21 protein-coding genes and 1 tRNA gene are annotated in these 20,450 nt (G+C 36.6%); 13 read left to right on the top strand and 9 right to left on the bottom strand.

The window, feature by feature from the left end:
• Positions 1-10 precede the first annotated feature (10 nt).
• The 3 genes from spoVAE (at position 11) to spoVIF (ending at position 989) form a co-directional block, all read left to right on the top strand.
• Positions 11-367: a stage V sporulation protein AE gene (spoVAE, locus tag QNI08_RS11375; RefSeq protein WP_061143410.1), complete on the top strand. Its 357-nt coding sequence runs from the start codon at positions 11-13 to the stop codon at positions 365-367.
• Positions 368-471: 104 nt separating this feature from the next.
• Positions 472-624, top strand: a complete 153-nt coding sequence (locus QNI08_RS11370) for a YjcZ family sporulation protein (RefSeq protein WP_081092502.1) — start codon at positions 472-474, stop codon at positions 622-624.
• 110 nt (positions 625-734) lie between these two features.
• Positions 735-989 (top strand): sporulation-specific transcription regulator SpoVIF, encoded by a 255-nt coding sequence (spoVIF, locus tag QNI08_RS11365; protein ID WP_034314458.1) that lies wholly within the window; start codon positions 735-737, stop codon positions 987-989.
• A 60-nt stretch (positions 990-1,049) separates the two neighbouring features.
• Here spoVIF and QNI08_RS11360 read toward each other — a convergent pair whose 3' ends face one another.
• Positions 1,050-3,323, bottom strand: a complete 2,274-nt coding sequence (locus QNI08_RS11360; protein ID WP_285767556.1) for an ATP-dependent helicase — start codon at positions 3,321-3,323, stop codon at positions 1,050-1,052.
• A 148-nt stretch (positions 3,324-3,471) separates the two neighbouring features.
• Between QNI08_RS11360 and QNI08_RS11355 the strand changes: the two genes are divergently transcribed.
• Positions 3,472-3,768 carry a hypothetical protein gene (locus QNI08_RS11355; protein WP_285767555.1) on the top strand — a complete coding sequence of 99 codons (297 nt, stop codon included), beginning with the start codon at positions 3,472-3,474 and terminating at the stop codon, positions 3,766-3,768.
• Between the two features lie 54 nt (positions 3,769-3,822).
• On the opposite strand, the gene QNI08_RS11350 is transcribed toward QNI08_RS11355, so the two are convergent.
• The 5 genes from QNI08_RS11350 to QNI08_RS11330 all read right to left on the bottom strand — a co-directional run bounded on the left by QNI08_RS11350 (position 3,823) and on the right by QNI08_RS11330 (position 6,713).
• Complete coding sequence (locus tag QNI08_RS11350; RefSeq protein WP_285767554.1) at positions 3,823-4,314, bottom strand: spore coat protein; 492 nt, start codon at positions 4,312-4,314, stop codon at positions 3,823-3,825.
• 234 nt (positions 4,315-4,548) lie between these two features.
• Positions 4,549-4,812 (bottom strand): hypothetical protein, encoded by a 264-nt coding sequence (locus QNI08_RS11345; protein WP_285767553.1) that lies wholly within the window; start codon positions 4,810-4,812, stop codon positions 4,549-4,551.
• A gap of 158 nt (positions 4,813-4,970) precedes the next feature.
• Complete coding sequence (locus QNI08_RS11340; protein WP_285767552.1) at positions 4,971-5,399, bottom strand: GNAT family N-acetyltransferase; 429 nt, start codon at positions 5,397-5,399, stop codon at positions 4,971-4,973.
• 4 nt (positions 5,400-5,403) lie between these two features.
• Positions 5,404-5,919, bottom strand: a complete 516-nt coding sequence (locus QNI08_RS11335; RefSeq protein ID WP_285767551.1) for a YjcG family protein — start codon at positions 5,917-5,919, stop codon at positions 5,404-5,406.
• 71 nt (positions 5,920-5,990) lie between these two features.
• Positions 5,991-6,713 carry an alpha/beta hydrolase gene (locus QNI08_RS11330; RefSeq protein ID WP_285767550.1) on the bottom strand — a complete coding sequence of 241 codons (723 nt, stop codon included), beginning with the start codon at positions 6,711-6,713 and terminating at the stop codon, positions 5,991-5,993.
• Positions 6,714-6,904: 191 nt separating this feature from the next.
• On the opposite strand from QNI08_RS11330, the gene QNI08_RS11325 reads away from it, so the two are divergent.
• Positions 6,905-7,462, top strand: coding sequence for a phosphatidylglycerophosphatase A family protein (locus QNI08_RS11325; RefSeq protein ID WP_285767549.1), 558 nt, complete (start codon positions 6,905-6,907; stop codon positions 7,460-7,462).
• Positions 7,463-7,484: 22 nt separating this feature from the next.
• Here QNI08_RS11325 and QNI08_RS11320 read toward each other — a convergent pair whose 3' ends face one another.
• The gene (locus tag QNI08_RS11320; RefSeq protein WP_285767548.1) at positions 7,485-7,706 is read right to left on the bottom strand and encodes a hypothetical protein; all 222 of its coding nucleotides are present in this window, start codon (positions 7,704-7,706) and stop codon (positions 7,485-7,487) included.
• A gap of 207 nt (positions 7,707-7,913) precedes the next feature.
• On the opposite strand from QNI08_RS11320, the gene QNI08_RS11315 reads away from it, so the two are divergent.
• The 5 genes from QNI08_RS11315 to QNI08_RS11295 all read left to right on the top strand — a co-directional run bounded on the left by QNI08_RS11315 (position 7,914) and on the right by QNI08_RS11295 (position 11,669).
• Positions 7,914-7,985 (top strand) — tRNA-Val (locus QNI08_RS11315).
• Between the two features lie 131 nt (positions 7,986-8,116).
• Positions 8,117-9,037: a tyrosine-type recombinase/integrase gene (locus QNI08_RS11310; RefSeq protein ID WP_285767547.1), complete on the top strand. Its 921-nt coding sequence runs from the start codon at positions 8,117-8,119 to the stop codon at positions 9,035-9,037.
• A 597-nt stretch (positions 9,038-9,634) separates the two neighbouring features.
• Complete coding sequence (gene dcm, locus QNI08_RS11305) at positions 9,635-10,981, top strand: DNA (cytosine-5-)-methyltransferase (RefSeq protein ID WP_285767546.1); 1,347 nt, start codon at positions 9,635-9,637, stop codon at positions 10,979-10,981.
• Between the two features lie 100 nt (positions 10,982-11,081).
• Positions 11,082-11,351, top strand: coding sequence for a tyrosine-type recombinase/integrase (locus QNI08_RS11300; RefSeq protein ID WP_285767545.1), 270 nt, complete (start codon positions 11,082-11,084; stop codon positions 11,349-11,351).
• Between the two features lie 24 nt (positions 11,352-11,375).
• A complete protein-coding gene (locus QNI08_RS11295) occupies positions 11,376-11,669 on the top strand; it encodes a hypothetical protein (RefSeq protein WP_285767544.1) in 294 nt (97 codons plus the stop codon).
• 106 nt (positions 11,670-11,775) lie between these two features.
• Here QNI08_RS11295 and QNI08_RS11290 read toward each other — a convergent pair whose 3' ends face one another.
• Entirely contained in the window at positions 11,776-12,966 is a 1,191-nt protein-coding gene (locus tag QNI08_RS11290) for a hypothetical protein (RefSeq protein ID WP_285767543.1), read from the bottom strand.
• Between the two features lie 1,005 nt (positions 12,967-13,971).
• On the opposite strand from QNI08_RS11290, the gene QNI08_RS11285 reads away from it, so the two are divergent.
• The gene (locus tag QNI08_RS11285) at positions 13,972-14,526 is read left to right on the top strand and encodes a hypothetical protein (RefSeq protein WP_285767542.1); all 555 of its coding nucleotides are present in this window, start codon (positions 13,972-13,974) and stop codon (positions 14,524-14,526) included.
• Between the two features lie 571 nt (positions 14,527-15,097).
• On the opposite strand, the gene QNI08_RS11280 is transcribed toward QNI08_RS11285, so the two are convergent.
• Positions 15,098-16,300 carry a hypothetical protein gene (locus tag QNI08_RS11280; RefSeq protein WP_285767541.1) on the bottom strand — a complete coding sequence of 401 codons (1,203 nt, stop codon included), beginning with the start codon at positions 16,298-16,300 and terminating at the stop codon, positions 15,098-15,100.
• Between the two features lie 1,256 nt (positions 16,301-17,556).
• Here QNI08_RS11280 and QNI08_RS11275 point away from each other — a divergent pair.
• Complete coding sequence (locus tag QNI08_RS11275) at positions 17,557-19,029, top strand: MutH/Sau3AI family endonuclease (RefSeq protein ID WP_285767540.1); 1,473 nt, start codon at positions 17,557-17,559, stop codon at positions 19,027-19,029.
• A gap of 706 nt (positions 19,030-19,735) precedes the next feature.
• Complete coding sequence (locus QNI08_RS11270; protein WP_285767539.1) at positions 19,736-20,332, top strand: recombinase family protein; 597 nt, start codon at positions 19,736-19,738, stop codon at positions 20,330-20,332.
• The last annotated feature ends 118 nt before the right edge of the window (positions 20,333-20,450 follow it).

Here is a 20,450-nt window from a genome sequence, read left to right as displayed (position 1 = left end):
AGAGATTTGGATGTTAGCAATGTTTTTTTGGGCCTTTGTCATCGGCGGCTTGATTTGTGTAGTCGGCCAGCTTCTTTTCGATGTTGCTAAGCTGACACCAGCACATACGTTAAGCTTGTTCGTTGTGATAGGCGCGGTACTTGGCGGTTTTGATTTATATGAACCGCTTGTTGACTTTGCCGGTGCAGGAGCAACGATACCAATCGTCTCATTTGGGAACTCGCTAGTGAATGGTGCCATGATGGAATCGGAAAAACATGGTATAGTTGGCGTGCTGACTGGCATGTTCGAAATTACGAGCTCGGGTATCTCGGCAGCCATTATCTTTGGGTTCATCGGGGCTTTGGTTTTCAGGCCAAAAGGATAGGGATCGGCGGAAATAGGCAGCCTGGACTAGGACATGGCCTATACATATTTGTCCAGCCTGACATATGTTATCAGTAAGCTTTTAGCGAAAGCGAGGTGATATGTATGTTTGGTTTCGGTGGCTACGGTTGCTGCGGCAACAGCGGTTATGGGTATGGAGGCAGCTATGGCGGAGGCTACGGCGGTGGCGGTTCTACTTTCGCGATTATCGTTGTGTTGTTCATCCTATTGATCATTGTAGGGGCTTCTTTCTGCTAAAGTAAATGGAATAGGCAGAGAAGCCTATTCCATTTATTTTTATTTATCGGCCTTGCACCATTTTTCTGTTTAAGCCATAGGATAGGTACAGAAAAGGGAGGGGCTTAGGTATGGATAATAACTTTTTTAAAAACATAGAAGGTAAAACGGGCGTGAATATGAAAGATGTATTGGAATTGGCAAACTCTCTTCAAGGAGCCAATTTCAAAGATGAAACTACTGTCAGAAATGTCATTAAACGCGTATCAAAAATAGCGAACAAACCGGTCAATAAGGAAACGGAAGATAAAATCGTCCATTCCATCGTAGCTGAAGGGAATAAACTCGATTTTGGGACGATTTCCAATATGATAAATAAAAAATAATTTGAACCAAGGCCTGCTCTAGCTGCAGGCCTTTTCCATATGATCTGCAATAGCGCCAAATCAAAGCTTAAGGAAGCGTGATGGGTGAGCGGTGCGTCCGCGTCTTGTTTGCAGGATCGAAAGGTAAAGATTACTTTTAGCCCTTGTTGCCGCAACATAAAGCAATCGTCGTTCCTCTTCTAGAGGTGCAAGTTCACCTTTTCGATAGGATTCGAGCGCAAAATCATGCGGAAGGCTGCCGTCGACTGCAGCAAGTACATAGACGGTTTCGTATTCAAGTCCCTTGGAACGGTGTATGGTGGTAAGCTGTATGGCATCCTTAAAATGCTTCGAAAGCTGCTTTATCTCTTGGACCATGGCCGTCATATGATCGACATGATCAAGGAAAGCGGCAACGTTAGGAAAACGGTTGGCTGCTACCTTCAGGTCGCGGATGTCATCGGAGCCTTTTTCCAAATTGGCTTCGTTCCCGCGTTTCTTTACATAATCCTGGTATCCCAGGTCTTTCTCGATGATTTCCAATGCGACCAGCGGCGACATGTTCCTCAAAGAGCGGATCTGCCCGGGGATCGTCTTTAATTTTTTTTCCTGAAAAGCATGACCAGTCTTGATGTAGGCGAATGCTTCGATGAAATCACAGTCCTGCAATATGGTTTGTGCTTTCAATTCCTGCAAAATGCTTTGCCTTAAAAATAATGAAGAAAGAACATCCGCAGCAGCCTTGCTGTCATGAGGATACAAACTTAAGCGCATGAAGGCGAGCATGCCGCGAATGACCCTGCGCTGATAAAAGGAATCTGCGTCTTTCTCAATTACAAATGGCAGGTTGGAAGCGGCCAGCCTCTCAAATATGGCCCTGGACATTGTGTGTGTTCTGTATAATATGGCAAAGTCCCCGGGATTGGCTCCTTTGGAGATTTTTTCTTGAATATCGGCTACGATCATCGTTGCTTCCAATTCCTCATCATATGGATAAAATAATACAGGCGGATTTCCTGAATCATGCTGGGCCCGCATTTTCTTTTCCATCCGATTTTGATTGCGCTTGATCAATCGATTTGCAGTAGCGACGATTTCATGAGTAGAACGGTAATTTTCGGTTAGCTTGACGACTTGTGCTTGAGGGAAGTCATGATTGAAATTCAAGATGTATTTAGGATCGCTTCCCCTGAATGAATAAATCGCTTGATCATCATCACCAACCGCACAGACATTTTTTGATTCATAAGAAAGGAGGTTGATCAATTCGTATTGAACTTTATTGATATCCTGAAATTCATCAACCAAAAAATATTGAAACCTTTGTTGGTATTTCTTTAAAAGATCAGGATGATTTTTTAAGAAAACATAGCAGCCGACAAGCATATCATCAAAATCATATTTTCCTGTTTGCTTTTTATACTCTTCATATTTCTTGTATAAGAATAAACAGGATTTCTCCCACTCGTCATCAGGTTGGATATCTTCGGGGAAAGCCAATGAGTTTTTCCAGAGTCCGATTTGCTGGAGTGCTTGGTCATAGGCAAATTCCTTATCATCAAGTTCCAATTCCCGGCCGGCTTGTTTTAGGATCTTTTCTTTTTCCCATTCCCATTTCAACAGCAAATCGCGCTGCCATTTTGACGGTTCGTGAAAGATCAGGATTTTATAAAAAATGCTATGAAAGGTCCCGCTCACAATTTGGGAAACGAGGGAAGGGGTCATACCAGGATAACCGAGCAGGCGCTGCTGCATTTCCTTAGCTGATTTTGCGGTGAAGGTTACGAGCATGATGCTTCTCGGATCAATTTTATTCACCATAAGCATATAGGCAGTGCGGACCGTTAATACCCGGGTTTTGCCGCTGCCTGCCCCGGATAGGACGAGAACCGGCCCATCGATCGTCTTTACTGCTTTCAGCTGCTCTGCATCAAGCACGACCCCGCAAGAGGATAACTCCTGCAAGTAAGGCTCCTCCAATTGTATCAAGGAGGTGTGTTTGTCTGTATATTGCGGATTTCCCGTTACCTGTCGGCTTTTAAGGAAAGGCTCCGTAATGGGTTTGCTTTCAGTAATGGTTCTAGACTTGGGAATCTTAAAGCCACCCTGTTCCATATATTCCAGTGGCGTGTCCTGATTCAATGGCTCGGAATGCGGCATAGCACAGGGTGCCTGCGTGGGGTCACTATGATGAAAATAGGGAGTTTCATGGATACCAATATATAATTTCACTGGCTTTTGACAAACCACACAGGAAAGCTGATCACGTTTCCCTTTTTCAAATAGTGTCTGCAGCGCACCAGCTGAAACGGTATGTATATGCACAATTTCATTGCCAGATTTTGCTTGATTCATATAAATGGATCCCTCTAATCTATTAAAAATATCGGCAATACCCATCATACCAGAAGATGAAGAAAAAAGAATGCGGAAATGGTGTTTACCTATATTCCTGTGCGGGTATTAAATGGAAGCATACGAACATAAAAAAGGTGGGGTAAACATGGGATACATAGCGCCGGTAACACAATTCGATTATATTCAATATGCCAACAGGACGGTCGAAGCTGCTGGGAAAGTAAGAATTGTTAAAGGAACGACACCCATTCAACCTATCCGTTTCGATCAAGTATTGGAAGAGAAGATGGGGAGTTTTGATGAATTTGATAAGATTCATCAACGTACCCGGGAAAGGGCAACTGGATCAGACACGCATAAAATGCGAATGGCCATGAGGGCCAGTGACCAACTGACTGCTGCAATGACGGGAAAGGGAGTGCTTTTCAACGAAATGGCATAAAAATGCCCCGAAATACAAAAGAGGACACGTGAGTGTCCTTTTTGTGTTGATTTCTTAGAGGATGTCTATTTCAACGATTAAAGCTAACAATAGTTGCAGCAATAGTTGGATGTTTAGAGCGATTTGTGCATCAGTTGTCGTAATGTCGATATCCCGGCTATTCTCAACAATTGTTTTTTGACGCGTAATTTGTTTGACATTAGAGGATTGGATTAATTCTTGAGTGATTCTTTCAGCATTATCAGCATCTGCAATGGAAATGCTTACGATGACCGCAATTGCAGCTTGAAGAGCAGCTTGAAGAGAAAGAGCAGCTTTAACATCAGTAGAAGTGATATTCACATTACAAGAATCTTTAATGTAAATAAGTTCCTCAGAAAGCTGAACCTGGGAATTATCCTGTCTAGCCTCTTGGTCAATCCGTGTGTCATTGTTGCCGTTACAGAATCCTGTCAGGGGATGGTTAGAAGCGGAGTCCAGAGCTGACCAAGTTCTGTCACAGCTTTCATGTGTGTTACAGTTGCTACGGTATACATTTTGGTTCATGTCGTTTTTTCCTCCTTAGGTTTTATTCCCTATTAAAATATGCTTCGATGATTATTCTGGTTGGACGAATAAATCAATTCATTCGTCTATTTTTTTAAATACTTTTGAAAAGGATCGATGTGTGGGGATGAATGATAAAGAAGCTGGAGTTTCAGGATTGGAATGGAAGTGCTGCTATGTCTTGGTTCATTCAATTTTCGCCAGCAAGTAAGGTTGTTTGGCTGATATGGTGAATCATTTATCTTTGGGATCCGTGAATTTATTATGAATGGAATTCGTAATTGGATTAACATCATGTTCCGTGATGTTTTTTCCCTGGTTTATGAGGATTTGTGATTGCTCCTGTAAATAGCGAATGGTTTCCCTCAGGTTGTTTCTCTCTTTTTCAGTAAGATCGACATGCTCCTTTTTGAAACCATGTTTTCTCATTGTTCTTGAAACCAACAACTCCATTAATCTTTTTTGCGACTCCTCCAGGTTAAATTCATTGTTACCCATAAAATTATCCCTCCTTCTTGCTTTCTATATATAGACTATGTATTTATGAGAATATTGCCATTGAACGGAAAGGGTTTTTTATAAAACGATAAGCGGCGGGCGTGAACGAACGAAAAAACGCTGTCCCATCAGAAGACGGAAGAGACAGCGTTTTTAAGTCATGATAAAGTTTTAATCATCGTTTTATGAGGAATGCCCGCATCCATGAATTCATCGGACGCGATTTCATATCCTAATTTAGAATAAAACGGAATGGCATGAACCTGAGCATCAAGCTTCAACTGAGGGATTTCCTGCTGGATGGCGTATTCCTCGATTGCATTCATGATCATGGCCCCGGCACCATTTTTACGGCCAGCTGCCAGGACACAAATGCGCTGGACCTTACCGATATTGTCGATGACCCGGAAACGGCCTGCACCGACGGGCTGTTCCTGCTCATTATATAAGACGAAATGTGTGGAAACGTCTTCGTATTGATCGATTTCTTCTTCCATCGGTACATTTTGTTCCAAAACGAATACTTGCCTTCGAATCATATAGGCTTCTTCACGCTCTTGGCTGTTTTCGGCAATTTTTACAAACACGAATTTATTCAGCTCCTAACCTAAATGTTTCGTATACCGTCCAGGCACCGTCCTCTAGCTGATACAACAGATGAATCCGCTTAACTTCTTCTTCATGGCTGACATCAAGCATGCTTAGCTGACCTAAAACATCGGAATGCTCATTATCCGATAAATCTTGGGCGATGGTGATGTGCGGCACGAAAGCATAATCATTTTCACTTTTTATGAAGCCTTCACCATTCAGCGCATCATGCAGCTCCTGCAGCCCTTCGGATAGCTCCACCTTGAAATAGATCGTATTGCTTACCGGTTGGAAGGACTTAGCTTTCGTCACATTCATCGTAAAAGGCCTGCACTTTTGGGCAACGGCTTTTATTTGGTCAGCAATCGCCGAAATTTCCATATCCGTCGCTTCAAACGTTGACTTAAGAGTCAGGTGCGGTGGAATGAACGCATACTTCGTATCATATCTCTTTCGATAGGAGTTAGCTAAATCTTGAAGTTTCTTCGTAGGGAAAATGGCAACACCGTATTTCATAAATAAAACCTCCTGAAATTTATAATGGTTGTATGGTGGCTGGATCTGTTGTGGAGAAACCTTTTTATAGGTCAGAACATTTCCAGTAGTGCTCTTTTTAAATCTGCCTGCCAATATTTCCAGGTATGATTACCTTCAAATTCTTCATAGAAGCACGGAAATCCTTTTTGGTTCAATAATTGATGCAATTTCCTGTTGGGCTCTATGAAATTTGCCCGATCCCCATCAGTGGTTGGTACGTCGGTTTCATCAGTCCCGATTACATGGTAAAGTTCCAGGAGATGAGGATCCTCAAAATTACGTACAGCATCCATCACTGCTTCATTGGTAAGTGGCGACTGCATGATGCACTTCCCGAATGTGTGCGGATACTTCAGGGCGGCCAATAATGAAACGGTTCCGCCAAGAGAGTCGCCTATCAGGGCGCGGCCATGTCCCATTTGATAGGTCGGAAATTCTTCATCCAGAAACGGGACAAGTTCATGGGCAAGGAAACGTATGTATGCAAGGTGTTGTTCCCCATCTGGATGATACTTGCTTTTGCGGTCAAAACGATCTTTATAGGGAATGCCTACAACGATTATATTCTCGATTTCTTCATTACCCAGCAGTTCATCCACTACGCGACCGATTCGGCCCATCTGAAAATAATCACGCCCGTCCTGAGCAATAACAAGCGAATACTTGTACAATGGAGAATAATTAGCAGGCAAGTAAACAAGCAGCTCCAAATCCTCCGCCAGTGCTTCACTTTTGAACATATACTCTTTAATTGTACCTTTGCGTAAACTCATTTCCCGCACCTCGATGATCATTTATAATGAAATATTTATTACTTAAATATTTTAGCATAGCCTTGCGAGTTTTTCCTGTCCCAAGAATTTGGAATAGAAAATTTTCGTTGTATTTTCTAAAAATTTAGAAAATTTAATGGTATAATACAAGGATATATATCCATCATACTATAAAAAAGGTGGCGAATTAAATGGCAGAAGTACACGTACACAGCAGGGAAGTAACAAAAGCGGCTAAGCGGCTTTTGTTGGAGCGCGGAGTCAGTGTGGAGGATATCGCAAAAATCGTTTACCAACTGCAGATCCCATACAAGGCTGACCTGAAATTGGAGGAATGCATCCGCAGCGTCGAGCGTGTTCTGCTGAAAAGGGAAATTCAGCATGCCATACTTGTCGGTGTGGAGCTTGATAAACTGGCAGAGCAAAAAAAGCTCTCCGAACCTCTCCAATCCATCGTCGAATCCGATGAAGGCTTGTTCGGAGTCGATGAAACCATCGCCTTCGGTGCAGTCCTTGGATATGGAAGCATTGCTGTCACGACCTTCGGCCATCTGGATAAAAATAAAATTGGCGTCATCCACGAGCTTGATAAGAAGCAGGAAGGGGTCGTCCATACCTTCCTGGATGATATCGTGGCAAGCATAGCCGCGAGTGCCGCCTCAAGATTGGCCCATCGCCTGAGGGATGAGGAAGAATCATTGACAGAACGGGAAAAGGACATCCAGGAGGAAGAAGAGTTAATCGGTTGATAGTCTAGTGAGCATGGCTGACTCACCCGGAACGATCATATTTTGCCTTGATGAGGCGGGCAGAAAGGATATTATTCATTTTAAACGTCCGTTTCGTCTGCCTCAGAAAACAGAAAGCATGGATATGGCCTGGATATACCTCAAGCACCTGGATTTTCCGCTGCGTAATCTTTCCTTGCTCCGAGAGGTAAATGATTTCCAGAGGAACCTTTTCTTCCATATGCTTGCGAAGTATATATTTCATTCCCGATCGCCCCTTTGCTAACTTACTTGGTTGTTAACATTATATGCGAACGTACGTTTTTTATGCAAGTGAAAAAGGAACAATTGTTCGCTTTTGCAAAAAATGAAATAAAATTAAAACTTTTTTAATATAATGCGTTGACTTTTCGCCAAAAAAACTTATAATAAATTATGTACTTAAGTAATTCACACGCAAGCTCATACATACGACTTGTTAGCTCAGTGGGAGAGCACTTCCTTGACAGGGAAGGGGTCGTGGGTTCGAATCCCTCACAGGTCATCAACTGAGGCGTATCAAGGGTTTTGCAAGTATTATACAACCTGAGTAAGAAAGTGGTCGTTACCAGACCCTATTCTTACATTTAAGACCACTAACCTTCTTATGGAAAACGAGAAGGAAGTGGTCTTTTTATGTTGTTGAAATTTGCTATTCAAGATTTTAAAGATGACAGGGAGTTCAAAAACCTGTCTGAACAAACAATTAAAAATTATATGATTCAGTTAAATGAGTTTCAAGGATTTTGTGTTGATAAGGAAATCCTTAATGTGGAAGATGTAACTGCAAATATAGTTAAGTCTTATTTCCTTTACTGTATGAAACTAAAAAAGAATAACCCAGTAACAGTAAACACGAAAATTAAGAACCTAAAAGCATTCTTCAATTTCATGGTTGAAAGTGACATAATTGTGGAGAAAAGAAATCCATTGTCTAAGATTGAGAAGGCTAAGACGGACACTAAAATCGATGTTTTTAGTGACAATCACATTAAACAGATGTTGAACTATTACAGAAGATTAAAAGGCAGGGAACACTCGTTTTACGCCTATAGAGATTACACTCTAATTCTTACCTTGCTTGGTAGTGGAATGCGTTTAGGTGAGTTATGTAATCTTAAATGGAAAGAGGTTGACTTGGTTACAGGCACAATCATAGTTTTTGGTAAAAATCGAACGCAAGCAAGTATTCCAATTACAGATAAGTTGGTGAAGGAACTTGCAGAATACAAGGTGTTTTGTCAGCAACACTTTCCAGAACCTTCTGAGAATGTTTTTATAAACAGGGAAAACAAACCTATGACAACAGATGCAGTTAAGAATGTCTTTAAACGTTTGAAGAAAATAATGAATTTCAAAGATGTTAGATTATCAGCCCACACTTTTAGACACACATTTGCACACAGGTTCTTAATGAATGGCGGCGACGTATTTACGCTTCAAAAAATGTTGCGTCACAGCAATCTAAAGATGACAGAGAAGTACCTTGCTATTTGGGGTACTGCATTAAGGGAACAGAATGAAAAATTCAACCCGCTCAGTAATTTAAAATACTAAACAAATCAAGAAGACAGAAGTAGCCACGTGTTACTACACTTGACTCAAAACATGAGTAGCACAAATAATAACACCAAGTTTTGTTTGAATTGCTTTCTGAATACGGTTATGCTCACTTGTAGTACTGGTTTTAAAAGGTTCCATGCCCATGAAATAACAGTAGAGTAATTAAAAGTAACCTCGATTGATATATTGTCTTTAGCCATATCTAGTCTCCAATAGTAACCTTTTATATCCTGATATTGAGGTTCTTAAAAATTGCACTTTCCGTATGCCAACCAAAAGTGCTAAAATCATCTTTCAATAATTTATTTATACTTGTTGAAAGACTCTTGTTTTTTTTCTTATAATAAAATAATTCTATCATCATTTGGGTTGTTTAGGATGTGGTGTATCTCAGCCCAACCTTCTTAGTATTCTGGTTCATTTTGGAGAATAGCAAGAGCATTTCTGTGTGAATGTAATCTTATTTTCATAGCTTATCTCCCTTCTTGTAAATAATAACATATAGATGTTAGCCTCAATTACTTAATTTAATTGTAAAAATACATTATAATTAGAATACATGTTCCGACAATGAAAGGAAGTACAATATATATGATAGATGTAGTAGAATTATTTGCCGGAGTAGGCGGTTTTAGACTCGGTCTAGAAAGAAACGAAGGTTTTAATATTGTTTGGGGTAACCAGTGGGAACCTTCAAAAAAAGTTCAATATGCTTTTGATTGTTATGCAGAGCGATTTAAATCTGGTACTCATTCAAATGAAGATATAGCAAAGGTAAAAAATACAGTCCCAAACCATGATTTATTGGTTGGGGGATTCCCGTGCCAAGACTATTCAGTAGCTAGGTCTATATCAGGTGAAACGGGAATAGAAGGAAAAAAAGGGGTTCTCTTTTGGGAAATAATGGACATAGTTAATTTGAGAAACCCAACATTTGTACTTTTGGAAAATGTAGACAGACTTTTGAAGTCTCCAGCAAAACAACGAGGAAGAGATTTCGCAATCATGCTAGCTAGTTTTAGAGATGCTGGTTATACAGTGGAATGGAGAGTTATAAATGCAGCTGATTATGGTTTTGCACAAAAACGTAGAAGAGTATTTATATTCGCTTACAGAGAAGTCTCTAATTATGCTAGGAAACTTGAAAACTATTCATCATTAGAAATACTTCATGACGAGGGATTTTTTGTATCTGAATTTCCCATTAAAGGTACATCAATTAAACATCCTGCTTCTAGTGAAGTTTTACCTTTGGATATTGTTGATATATCTGATAATTATAGTGCCAATTTCATGAATGCTGGAGTTATGAAAAAAGGCAAATATTATACTGAGCAAATAATTCCAGAAATGGTACCAGCAAAAACTTTAGGTACTGTATTAGAGGAAGCAAGGCAGTATCAAACTGTAGATGAGAAATATTATTTGAATGAAGAAGAAGTTGGTAAAAACGGGAAAACAACGCTTGAAATGTATGAATACATGAAAGGTCCAAAGAAAGTTCCACGAACTTCTAATACGGGCCATGTATATACGTATGCTGAAGGTGGGATGAATTTTCCAGATGATTTGAGTAGCCCTGCAAGAACAATGCTAACTAGTGAAGGTACTAAAAACAGAAGTACACATATAGTTAGAGACCTAGATACAAACAGATTAAGAATTTTGACTCCTGTTGAATGTGAACTGATTAATGATTTCCCTGCAAATTGGACAGAGGGAATGCCTGACAAAGCAAGGTATTTTTGTATGGGAAATGCTTTAGTAGTAGGCTTAATTGAAAAAATGGGAAAAAAAATTAAAGAATTATATGTCGATGAAGTAACTTCAATAGAAGAGAAATATAATTTTAGGGTAAGTGAATTAGAAGAAGAAAAAGATGCTTTGTTATTGGAAATAGTAGAACTTAAAAAAAATCCAAATTTTTCACTTAATTAAGTGACATTAGGGAAATGATTCTAGTTTAGCTAGCGACAATATAATTTATAGATATAAAATAGGGCAGTCATAGTGGCTGCTCTTTTTTGTTAGAAAGCCATTGTATAAAGTCATAAAGCAAGCTGGGAAGCGTGCAGGAATAGAAGATAAGAGAGTATCTCCACATACATTTAGACACTTTTATAGCGTTCAGAGCCTTCTTAGTAGAAAGATAGACTTGCACTCGCTAAGTTTACTTCTTGGTCATTCTGATATATCAACTACACAAAGATATTTATCATCCATGAACAATCAACAACTATTGGACAAGGCTACCTCGCCAAGTCCGTTAATGAATATCGGAAAGTCAAAAAATAAAATCTTAATGTAAGAAATCTCTATGGTTAACGTAATCGTGGCTGTCGATAAGGAAAGTCTCTCTCAAATCATGTTAAGACTTCTTGGTGGGGTACTTATCACCAAAACCATGGTTTTGTCTTCAGATTCAATGAGTAGCACTTCCACCCCTACACTCGGAATGCAATTTGAACAGATAAGAGTATTAGAGTTTTATTCACTTGAGGTTGAAACTCCGTTTCCCCGCTCCTTCCTAGATGTTCTAAAAATGGAACATCAAAACCCTTTCACATTAAGAAAGGGTTTTGATGGTTTTGATGCTATCTACCTCTATCGCTCGTTAATGAAATGACTGCAACGCCTATATATGTATTATGTTATTTCTTCTTTTCTCGATTAGTTTTAAAGTTGTCTTTGTATTTATTGACGTCTGTACGATGTAATTTTTCCTATTTAAATTAGCTTACTCCAACATTAGTAAACACGTTGTATCCATAGTAATCTTGTAATTGCACAATACGTTTAACATATAAACCTTCAAAGTACAATTTGTAGTATTCTGCATCGTATGTGTACCCTTCAACCTCTGGCAGACATTTTTTCTTCTTACCTCCTAATTCAGCATTTAAAGGATTTTCAACTTCTCTTGGCTTAAAGAATTTATCCACGTTCTTTTGTGCTTCATCAAGTACACGTTCTTTACGTTTGTCATGGAATTGTTGCTTATTTTCATCTAGAAACTTCTGCTCATCTTGTTTAAATAATTCAATGGCTTCATTGTTGTATTTTTCCAGATATCTGATAATCTTTTTCTTTCTTGCCTTTAAGATTATTACATATTCTGTAAAGCAATAGTCAAGTCCAAGCACTTTACCGTTCTCATCCTTTACAAGTGCAAGTTTTTCGCTATATTCCTTCTGAAACTCAACTGTTTTCTTAGCGTTTTTATATTTACCCATATACCAATCATCTATATCATATTTTTCCATCAAATTACGCCTTAAAGTTGTAACTTCCTTATGTATATCTTCATGAAGATTAACGTTTTCAACTGTTTCTTTAATATGACCTTTATGTATAGGATAAAATTCAATGATTCCTGCCTTTGCCATACGATTCAATGTACCTGCAATTTGATTTATCAATTCTTTTGTAATTTGTGCAAAGTCATCAATAATTCTTTCCTCGCCAAAGGAAATAATTTTATTTTCCTTCAAATCCTCAACATGTGATTTTCTTAAACCTTCATGATACCTAGTTTGAAGTACCTCTTTTAATTCCTTTGTGATTACTCCAAAATCAATAGCCCAATTAGCAAGTGTTTGTGCAGTTTTAGTTTCTAAACCTTGTTCTAGGAGACTTACTACTACAATATCTAAATTCTTAGTGTAAGGAATTTTCCAAGTACCATTGGAAATACGACCATCTTCGCGAATGGATTTTTCTTCCTTTTCTACTCCGAGTTCATAGACATGCCCACGACCATTAGTATTCTTAATTGTTTTAACATACTCAAAGTATTGTTCCATTGTTTTAATTACAGCATCTTCAACTGTTTTGCTTTTAAACTTGTTATACTTTACAAAGTGTGTAATTTGCTCCTTATTACCATACTTCATTACCGCTTCCTTTTTGGTGATAATTGTCATAAATATATCGTTCTCCTTTTATAGTTTTAATTAATAGGGCAACAACATCACTATGAATATAATTATATAATATATACAAAGTGATGTTGTTGCCCTTTATTTTAATTACTTTGAATCCTGTTGGTTATGTACTTTGCTACCATCTCTGTCAAATGCAGACGCATTCGTCAGACCTCGCCCAAAGTACGCAAAGGGCGAAATAGGCCCTTATTTGGCTATGTTGAGGTGATTTATCTCATCATCCATTATCATCTAACAAGTGTTGACGGCGATGTTTTTGGCGTACCTTTTTGCATCGCAACACTTTGAAATCCTACGAGGTACAAGCAGGTTTTAAAGTGCTTGTGTAAAAAGGTACATAATTAACAATCATTGACTTCGCACATCAGTCCTTTAACATCATTTCAACATGTGTTGGTTGTTGCTTCTTCATACTCTTTGATGTTTATTAAATGGGGTGGATGCTATTCACCAACTTTAAAATTATCTCAAAAAAAAGATATATGCACTTCTGTCCGTGCAATCTATTAAAATATATATTGTCGTGTGAAAGTGCATTAAGATGCTTTAAATCATGTCAATAGACTACATTCACACGTATATTATGTTTTTGGAATATTGTTATTGTAGAATAGATAAAACTGATAATCTGGAAATGGGTTGTTACTCGTGTTTATGTTGCGTGGATTAGTTTGTAAATACTGTTATTAGTGAATACTTCCTATTAATATTATTATATCACAATTATTATATTTTGTCAAATTATGTGCTATTATCTATCTTTTGACAATAGATTAAGACAATTATTTTTGACCAGTTTTTCTCATGGAAGTGTTAGGCTCCCACAAACATCTTTAATACTTATTATTAATGAAAAGATTGAAAACGATGTCCATAGACATATTTCTTACGTGTGTTAAAAAGATTTCTTGTATAAAGGATTTTCCAAGTTCTTGAAGAATATAAACGTTTAGTGAAGTAGTTGAAGGAGAAGGGAGAATCTTCATGGGACTATTCAGTATGATTTTTAAAACAGCTAAGGAAATGGATAAGCAAAGGTTTAATGAAATTGACAGACAAAAGAAATTACAGGAAAAACAGAATAAAATTAATATTCAAGAAAAGCTCGTTGACGAATATTTTATTAATTTGACAAAACTATATAATGAATGGGGAGATGCATACAACAATAATGAAGAATTAAGGGAAAGCATAGATATTGAGGGGGAGTTAGATGCATTTCTTGAAAATTTTGATACTGGAATCCTTTTGACAAATAACCTTTTTGATAGGGTAGAATTATTACCAGATGTATATGAAGTTCCTAAACCAGTTCAGCAGTATATAAAAGCATCAAAAGAGCAATATCTATTAAATTTGGAATTTCATATTAAACGTGATGAGACGATAAAAAACGGTGTAATTGAGTTCCTAGAAAAAGGAGAGATTGTGGAACATCCTCCAGAACTAGTGAATCAGTATCTAAATAAGGCTCATTTACACCTTGAAACTGCACAGTCTAATATGGTGAAAGCTAGACAATCTATCCATAATATTTGATGATATGTGGAAAGTTATTATTTTTTATACTTAAAACTTAGGATGCGTGTAAGCATCCTTTTTTGGTTTCTTTTTTAGAATGAAAAGTATTATTCAAGGCAGATGAGAGCAAGTAGACTGAAGTCAGTAAAATAAAATGTGTTACCATATTATAGAAGAGGGCGTATAGGGTAAATCTATTTATTTTATGTTGGGCATAATACAAGATGAGTGGCTGTTCTTAAATAGTATACGTCCGAGAGCAGATTGTGAACTTATCGAGAGAATTTATGTAGGTATAAGAATATGAATACGGTTTACCAAGACCTAACACAAGAGCATTTTGAAAGTATCAAGAATGCAAAAAAAGTACCAGTTAGGTTCGAAAGTGAAAATTAAAAATCATTAGATAAAGATTTAAGTCAACAAGAAATAGAAGTAATCAAAATTGCTTAGGATTATATTCAGCAGAAGGAAAAATAATAAATGTATTTCAAAGCTAGCGGATTTTTGTATTTAGTTGCTACAAGAAATTATTAAACCCCATCTATTTCAGGATGGGGTTTTTAGAGATAAAATTGCACTTTTTTTATTATTGGAAGTTAGAGTTAGTTATAACTTTATTACTTTTAGTTTGTTCCCAAAGTACCTCATGCAATATTCTTTCAATAATTGTAGTTTCATCAACATTATCACTTATTTCACCCATTCTTCCGAATGCCTTTATAAGTGAAACCGTATTATCTCTTAAATCATTATAAACTTTTTCAGCTTGAGTTCTAGTTTCCGTAGAAAAAGTTTTCTTGCTATTTACTACTTTTTTCATAACTTCATAAAGAGAATTAATAGTAAGTTCAGGAGTATCATGTATATTCCTGATAAATTCCAAAACCTCAAATTCTGCTTCTTTAAGATTCGATATACTCTTTATTTTTGATATAGCTGTATCGAATTTTGCAATATGATTAAAATTTATTAAAGAATCTTTAAGAGTTGAAACACCAATGAATGCATTACCTTCATTATCAGAAACTTTATATCTTAATTGTATACTAACAGCTGAATCTCGAATTTCATTGTTAATTAATTGTATTCCTAACTGTACATTACCAATATTATCAAGGGGGATAACTTGTTCTTGTTCCAAACTTATATTAATATCTGAGTCACTAATATATGCTTTATCAATATAAAAATTTACATTTTCTTCTTTTGAGAATTTGTGAAGTTCAAGAAAGACAGTATATAATAGAAGGTTATTATCATAGTTGTTATAATGTTCTGATGTAAGACCACGTAATATGAACTTTTCATTATGGAAAAGCAGACGGAATTGTTTCTTTTCTTTTCCTAACCTAGTTAATAGTTTAGCGAGATTTTCCTGAAGAATATCTCTATGACCATTCCTGATACAATAATTACCAAATGAACTCAGCTTGAATATCTCTAAAAAATCTTCTTTAAACTTATAAGTGCCTGTTGCAGTTATGTCATCTGATATAAATCTTAGGATAAGTTCATTATTATCAGAAAGTCCAATATATTCAATATCAGATAAAGGCATAGATATGTCCATTTTTTTGCTTAAGTTATTAATATTTTCAAGTTCTGTTAATAACATTTTACTTCCTTTAATCAATAGAAGGTCGTCTAAATTGCCATATTGATTTATGGGGAAATACTCTCTAATTTTTTGAACTATATCGCTTTCTTGCAATGTCAATAAACGCAATTCATTCAGTGGAGCGGAATCACCTTTTTCGAAAATAAGTTTTTTAGAGTATATTCGTTGCATTGTCAAACCCCCTTTTTTGTTATTTTATCATATTTTTCCAAATTATGTGACTGACTAAATACAGGAATGAGAGTATTTCACTATTAGATAGTGGTCTAAAACAAGTGAGAGTCGAATTATAGGTATTGTTGCACTATCCTACGGCCCTATTCATGTTAAGTTTTATGACCGTGTGAAAAGGGGGACAATAGTGTCAATAGACATGATTTTTACGTGTGATTTGTAATATGAACCATGAATCCAAGGATAAATGGAGAAACCTCAGCAGTATAGTCAAATATCCCCCTTATTTTTAGAAACTAGAATACTACTTATTATTTTCATTATGGATATCTATTGTTATAAGTATTTAAAGATAAGGAATTAGATAAGCCAACAGTTGGTAGGAAGTTGAAAATAAATGCAACAAGATGTGGGAAATAAAAGTACAAGCGAAACAATAAAGGTTATTATAAAACAGGTTGTAATAATAACTAAGTATTACCTCCTTTTATTAGCTATTTGTATAACTAGATAGCTAGGCTGAATAAAAGAAATATTTTAAACACTCATTAAGAGTGATACATCCGCAAAATCGTGCTTAAATAGCTACACGTATGAATGTGAAAAAAATGCTCTTAAATCACCTTAGTAAACATGGTTTTTCCGTGCAATAACAAACAATCTCAGGATTAATGAACCAATCTTAAAAAGCGGAATGCTACTTCCGCAGTTTGATACAAGATTAACAGTGAACGGTAATCAAACTAATAGAGATATATAAAGTCCTCATCTTTAAAAAAGATGGGGTTTTATTGTGTGTGATTTTGTTTACGGAGGTATGTGTATATAACATTTATATCCTATTTAATTAAGATATCTGATAAAGGGATTATTTGATGAAAAATAGAACAAAATACCTATCGGTTTGGATGGTTAATTGTTACAATTGAAAAGTCGGACTTCATAGGAGGTATAAGAATACCAGCTATCAAACAAATGAAATCACTAGAAATCGAGGGTTAGATGAGTTTGTTCTAGGAATTGTTTTAGATAAAAAAGAACGCGGAATGAATCGATTAATTTTTTTCATTATTCACCTTCTGAATCGGACTATAGGGAAATATTGGACTACTTAAAAGAGAATACAGCTATAGTTAATCAAGTGTATATCATATGGTTTATGAAGAAATATTATATCGAAAATAAAATAGCGAGAACAAAACGTTATGTCTTTCTTTTTGATAAGATATCTTGACTAAAAAGGAGTGAGTTTAATGGCTGGACATGTTTTTAAAAAGTCTCAGTTGCTTCAAATCTTGGATAATGTTGTGGGGAAATCGTTGGGAGAAGTTGATAAAAATCGAGTTTTTGACCGTGCGCGTATTTCACCTAAAATTACAGGAATTGCAGGTGATGTCATTGAACAATCTGTGCTAGGTTATCCTGCAGATTCGAAACAAGAGGCTGATTTACTTGTAGATGGAGTCCCTGTTGAGCTGAAAACAACTGGTATTCGTAAACCCAAAAAGAAAAGTGAACATGAATTTGAGGCGAAGGAGCCGATGTCGATTACGGCTGTTTCTCCAGAACGAATTGTTGAGGAGTACTTTGAAAACTCGAATTTTTGGCATAAGCTTCAGAATTTATTGCTGGTTTATTATCATTACTCACCAGGACAAACAGTACCGGCTCTTGAATATGCCAACTTCATTATTGAGGATTATCATTTCCATACTTTTTCAGAAGAGGATAGAAAAACGCTTCAAAACGACTGGGAACTTGTTCGTTCATTTATTGAAGTCTTACAGAAAAATTACCCCAAGCCGGAGGTGCTATATCACAGCATTTCATCTGAATTACGCAAGCAATTAATGCTAATTGATATCGCACCGAAATGGCCGAACCGACCACGTTTCCGTTTAAAGCGTAGTACGGTTTCAACGATTGTGCAAAATCATTTCGGTCAGAAGCTAGAGCGATTAACGGAAAGTTATACATCGTTTGCGCAAATTGATGAAAAGTTAAAGCAATTAACTAAGTCGCATCGTGGGAAAACGATTCGTGAGCTAATGAATGAGTTACAAATCCCGATAAAACTTAATAAAAATAATGATGTATCAAAATCTATCGCGGAGCAAATTATAGTGCGCATGTTTGGAGGAAAAGCAAAAAAACTAAGTAAAATTGAGTTGTTTCATAAAATTGGGCTTTTACCGAAAACCTTGACGATGACGAAAAATGGTACACGTACAGAAGATACGAAACTATTTCCTATCGACTTTAAGGAGTGGACAGAAGTAAATACAACTTTTGAACAATCCGTGGTGTATCAAGCGTTTAAATTGCAGCAATTATTATTTATTTTATTTGAGCAGCCTTCCTCAGATGCGAAGCTTTTAGATAACAAATTTCAAGGATTTAAAAGATTTATTTTTCCAGAATCAATAATTGAACAAGAATTGCAGCAAGTATGGCTTGAAGTGAGACGTTTAATTCGGGACAAAGAGTTACGAGAAGGACATGATTACGGAAAGGATGGAAAACCCAAAAAAAATAAATCGGGTACATTGAAAACGTCTGTTAACTTTCCAAAATCAGCAGATTACGACATATTTATTCGAGGCTCAGGAAAAGATTCAACTATTAAGCCGGAGACGATAAATAACATTGCGATGTATCGTCAATACGTTTGGGTGAAGGGGAGCGTTTTAGTAGCATTATTACACGAACAGCCGTTTATTGAATAAAAGAAATTGTGATTATAATCTACTACTTACATAGGAAGTTTAGGAGAATAATCGAAGAACCCCTATAATTTCCAGTAGTGCATTTATATGCCTAAGAATAAATCTAGGCCTAAATTAAAAATCAAAAAATATAATAATCTTGAGGTCTACTAACCAAGTTCAAAACTTGTAATATTCTCTAGTGAAAATATTGTTGAATATAATGTATGATAAAGACTCCAATCCTTTGTGGCAGTCAATGTCGGCATAATACTAATGGATGTTTTAAATAGATAGTAACATGGATAGAAGTTTGAGTATTAGAATATTGGACGCGGGTTCGAAAACTGTAGTATCTATGTAGATAAGTGGCTATGAATGCAAGATATTAGACATCAAAGATACCCACAAGTAGGTAGGATTTAATAGAGATATGCTTTTGAGATTGAAAAGTGATATTCATTCTTAAATAGTTTGTGGAAGAGGTTAACCAAAACTACACATAAACATTTATATAAAACTACAAAATAGCACTCACAATTGAGTGTTATTTTTGTCTTGAAAAGTACACAATACGGGACGGAATTTGAAACATGATAAAATAAACATTTTATTAGTCTCTAAACTTATAGTTTTTACTTTTGGTTCGTATCGAAATTTTCATTGACATTTTGATACTGTTTTTATACAATGAGTGTATCTAAAGTGAAAAGGGAGTTGTGAGACGGTGAAAACATTCGGATATGTTCGTGTATCCTCCAAAGAGCAAAACGTGGCAAGGCAAATTGAGACAATGAAGGCAGAGGGTATTGGCGAACTTGATATTTTCATCGATAAGGCGAGCGGTAAAGACTTTGACCGTCCTAAGTACCAATTGCTTAAGCAGATGGTTCGTGAAGGTGACATAGTTGTTTTTGATTCCATCACACGCATGGGTCGCAGTATGAATGAGACAATGAGCGAATATGAATGGTTTGTTAAAAATGCAGTGTTTCTCCGTTTCATAAAAGAACCAATGATTAATACGGGCAATGAGCAGGAAGACATAATGAAGCAGGCGATTCAAAAAATCATTCTTACATTGCTTACTGCATTTGCTGAAAAGGAACGTGATGAAATCAGGACAAGGCAAGCAGAGGGCATTGCAGTTGCAAAAAAGAGAGGGGTCAAGTTTGGGCGTCCGTCGTTAGCGATGCCGAAGGACTGGGAGAAGTATTATAAACAGTGGAAAGCAAAGGAGATTACAGCTGTACAGTTCATGGAATCCTTGGGTATGGCTAAGGCAACTTTCTATCGAAAGGTGAAAGAATACGAAGCTGATTGAGTTTTTCTTATATTTTTGAAGGCATGGTACATATAGGACTTATACTAGTATTACAGTATCAACTAAAGTAATTGTGACTGGATTGAATTAGATTACATTACATATAAGCAATGATTGA

The organism is Peribacillus folii (genome assembly GCF_030271255.1).
Taxonomy (GTDB): Bacteria; Bacillota; Bacilli; order Bacillales; family DSM-1321; genus Peribacillus.
Note: the sequence above shows the minus strand (reverse complement) of the source record. Positions and strands in the feature narration are given on the sequence as shown.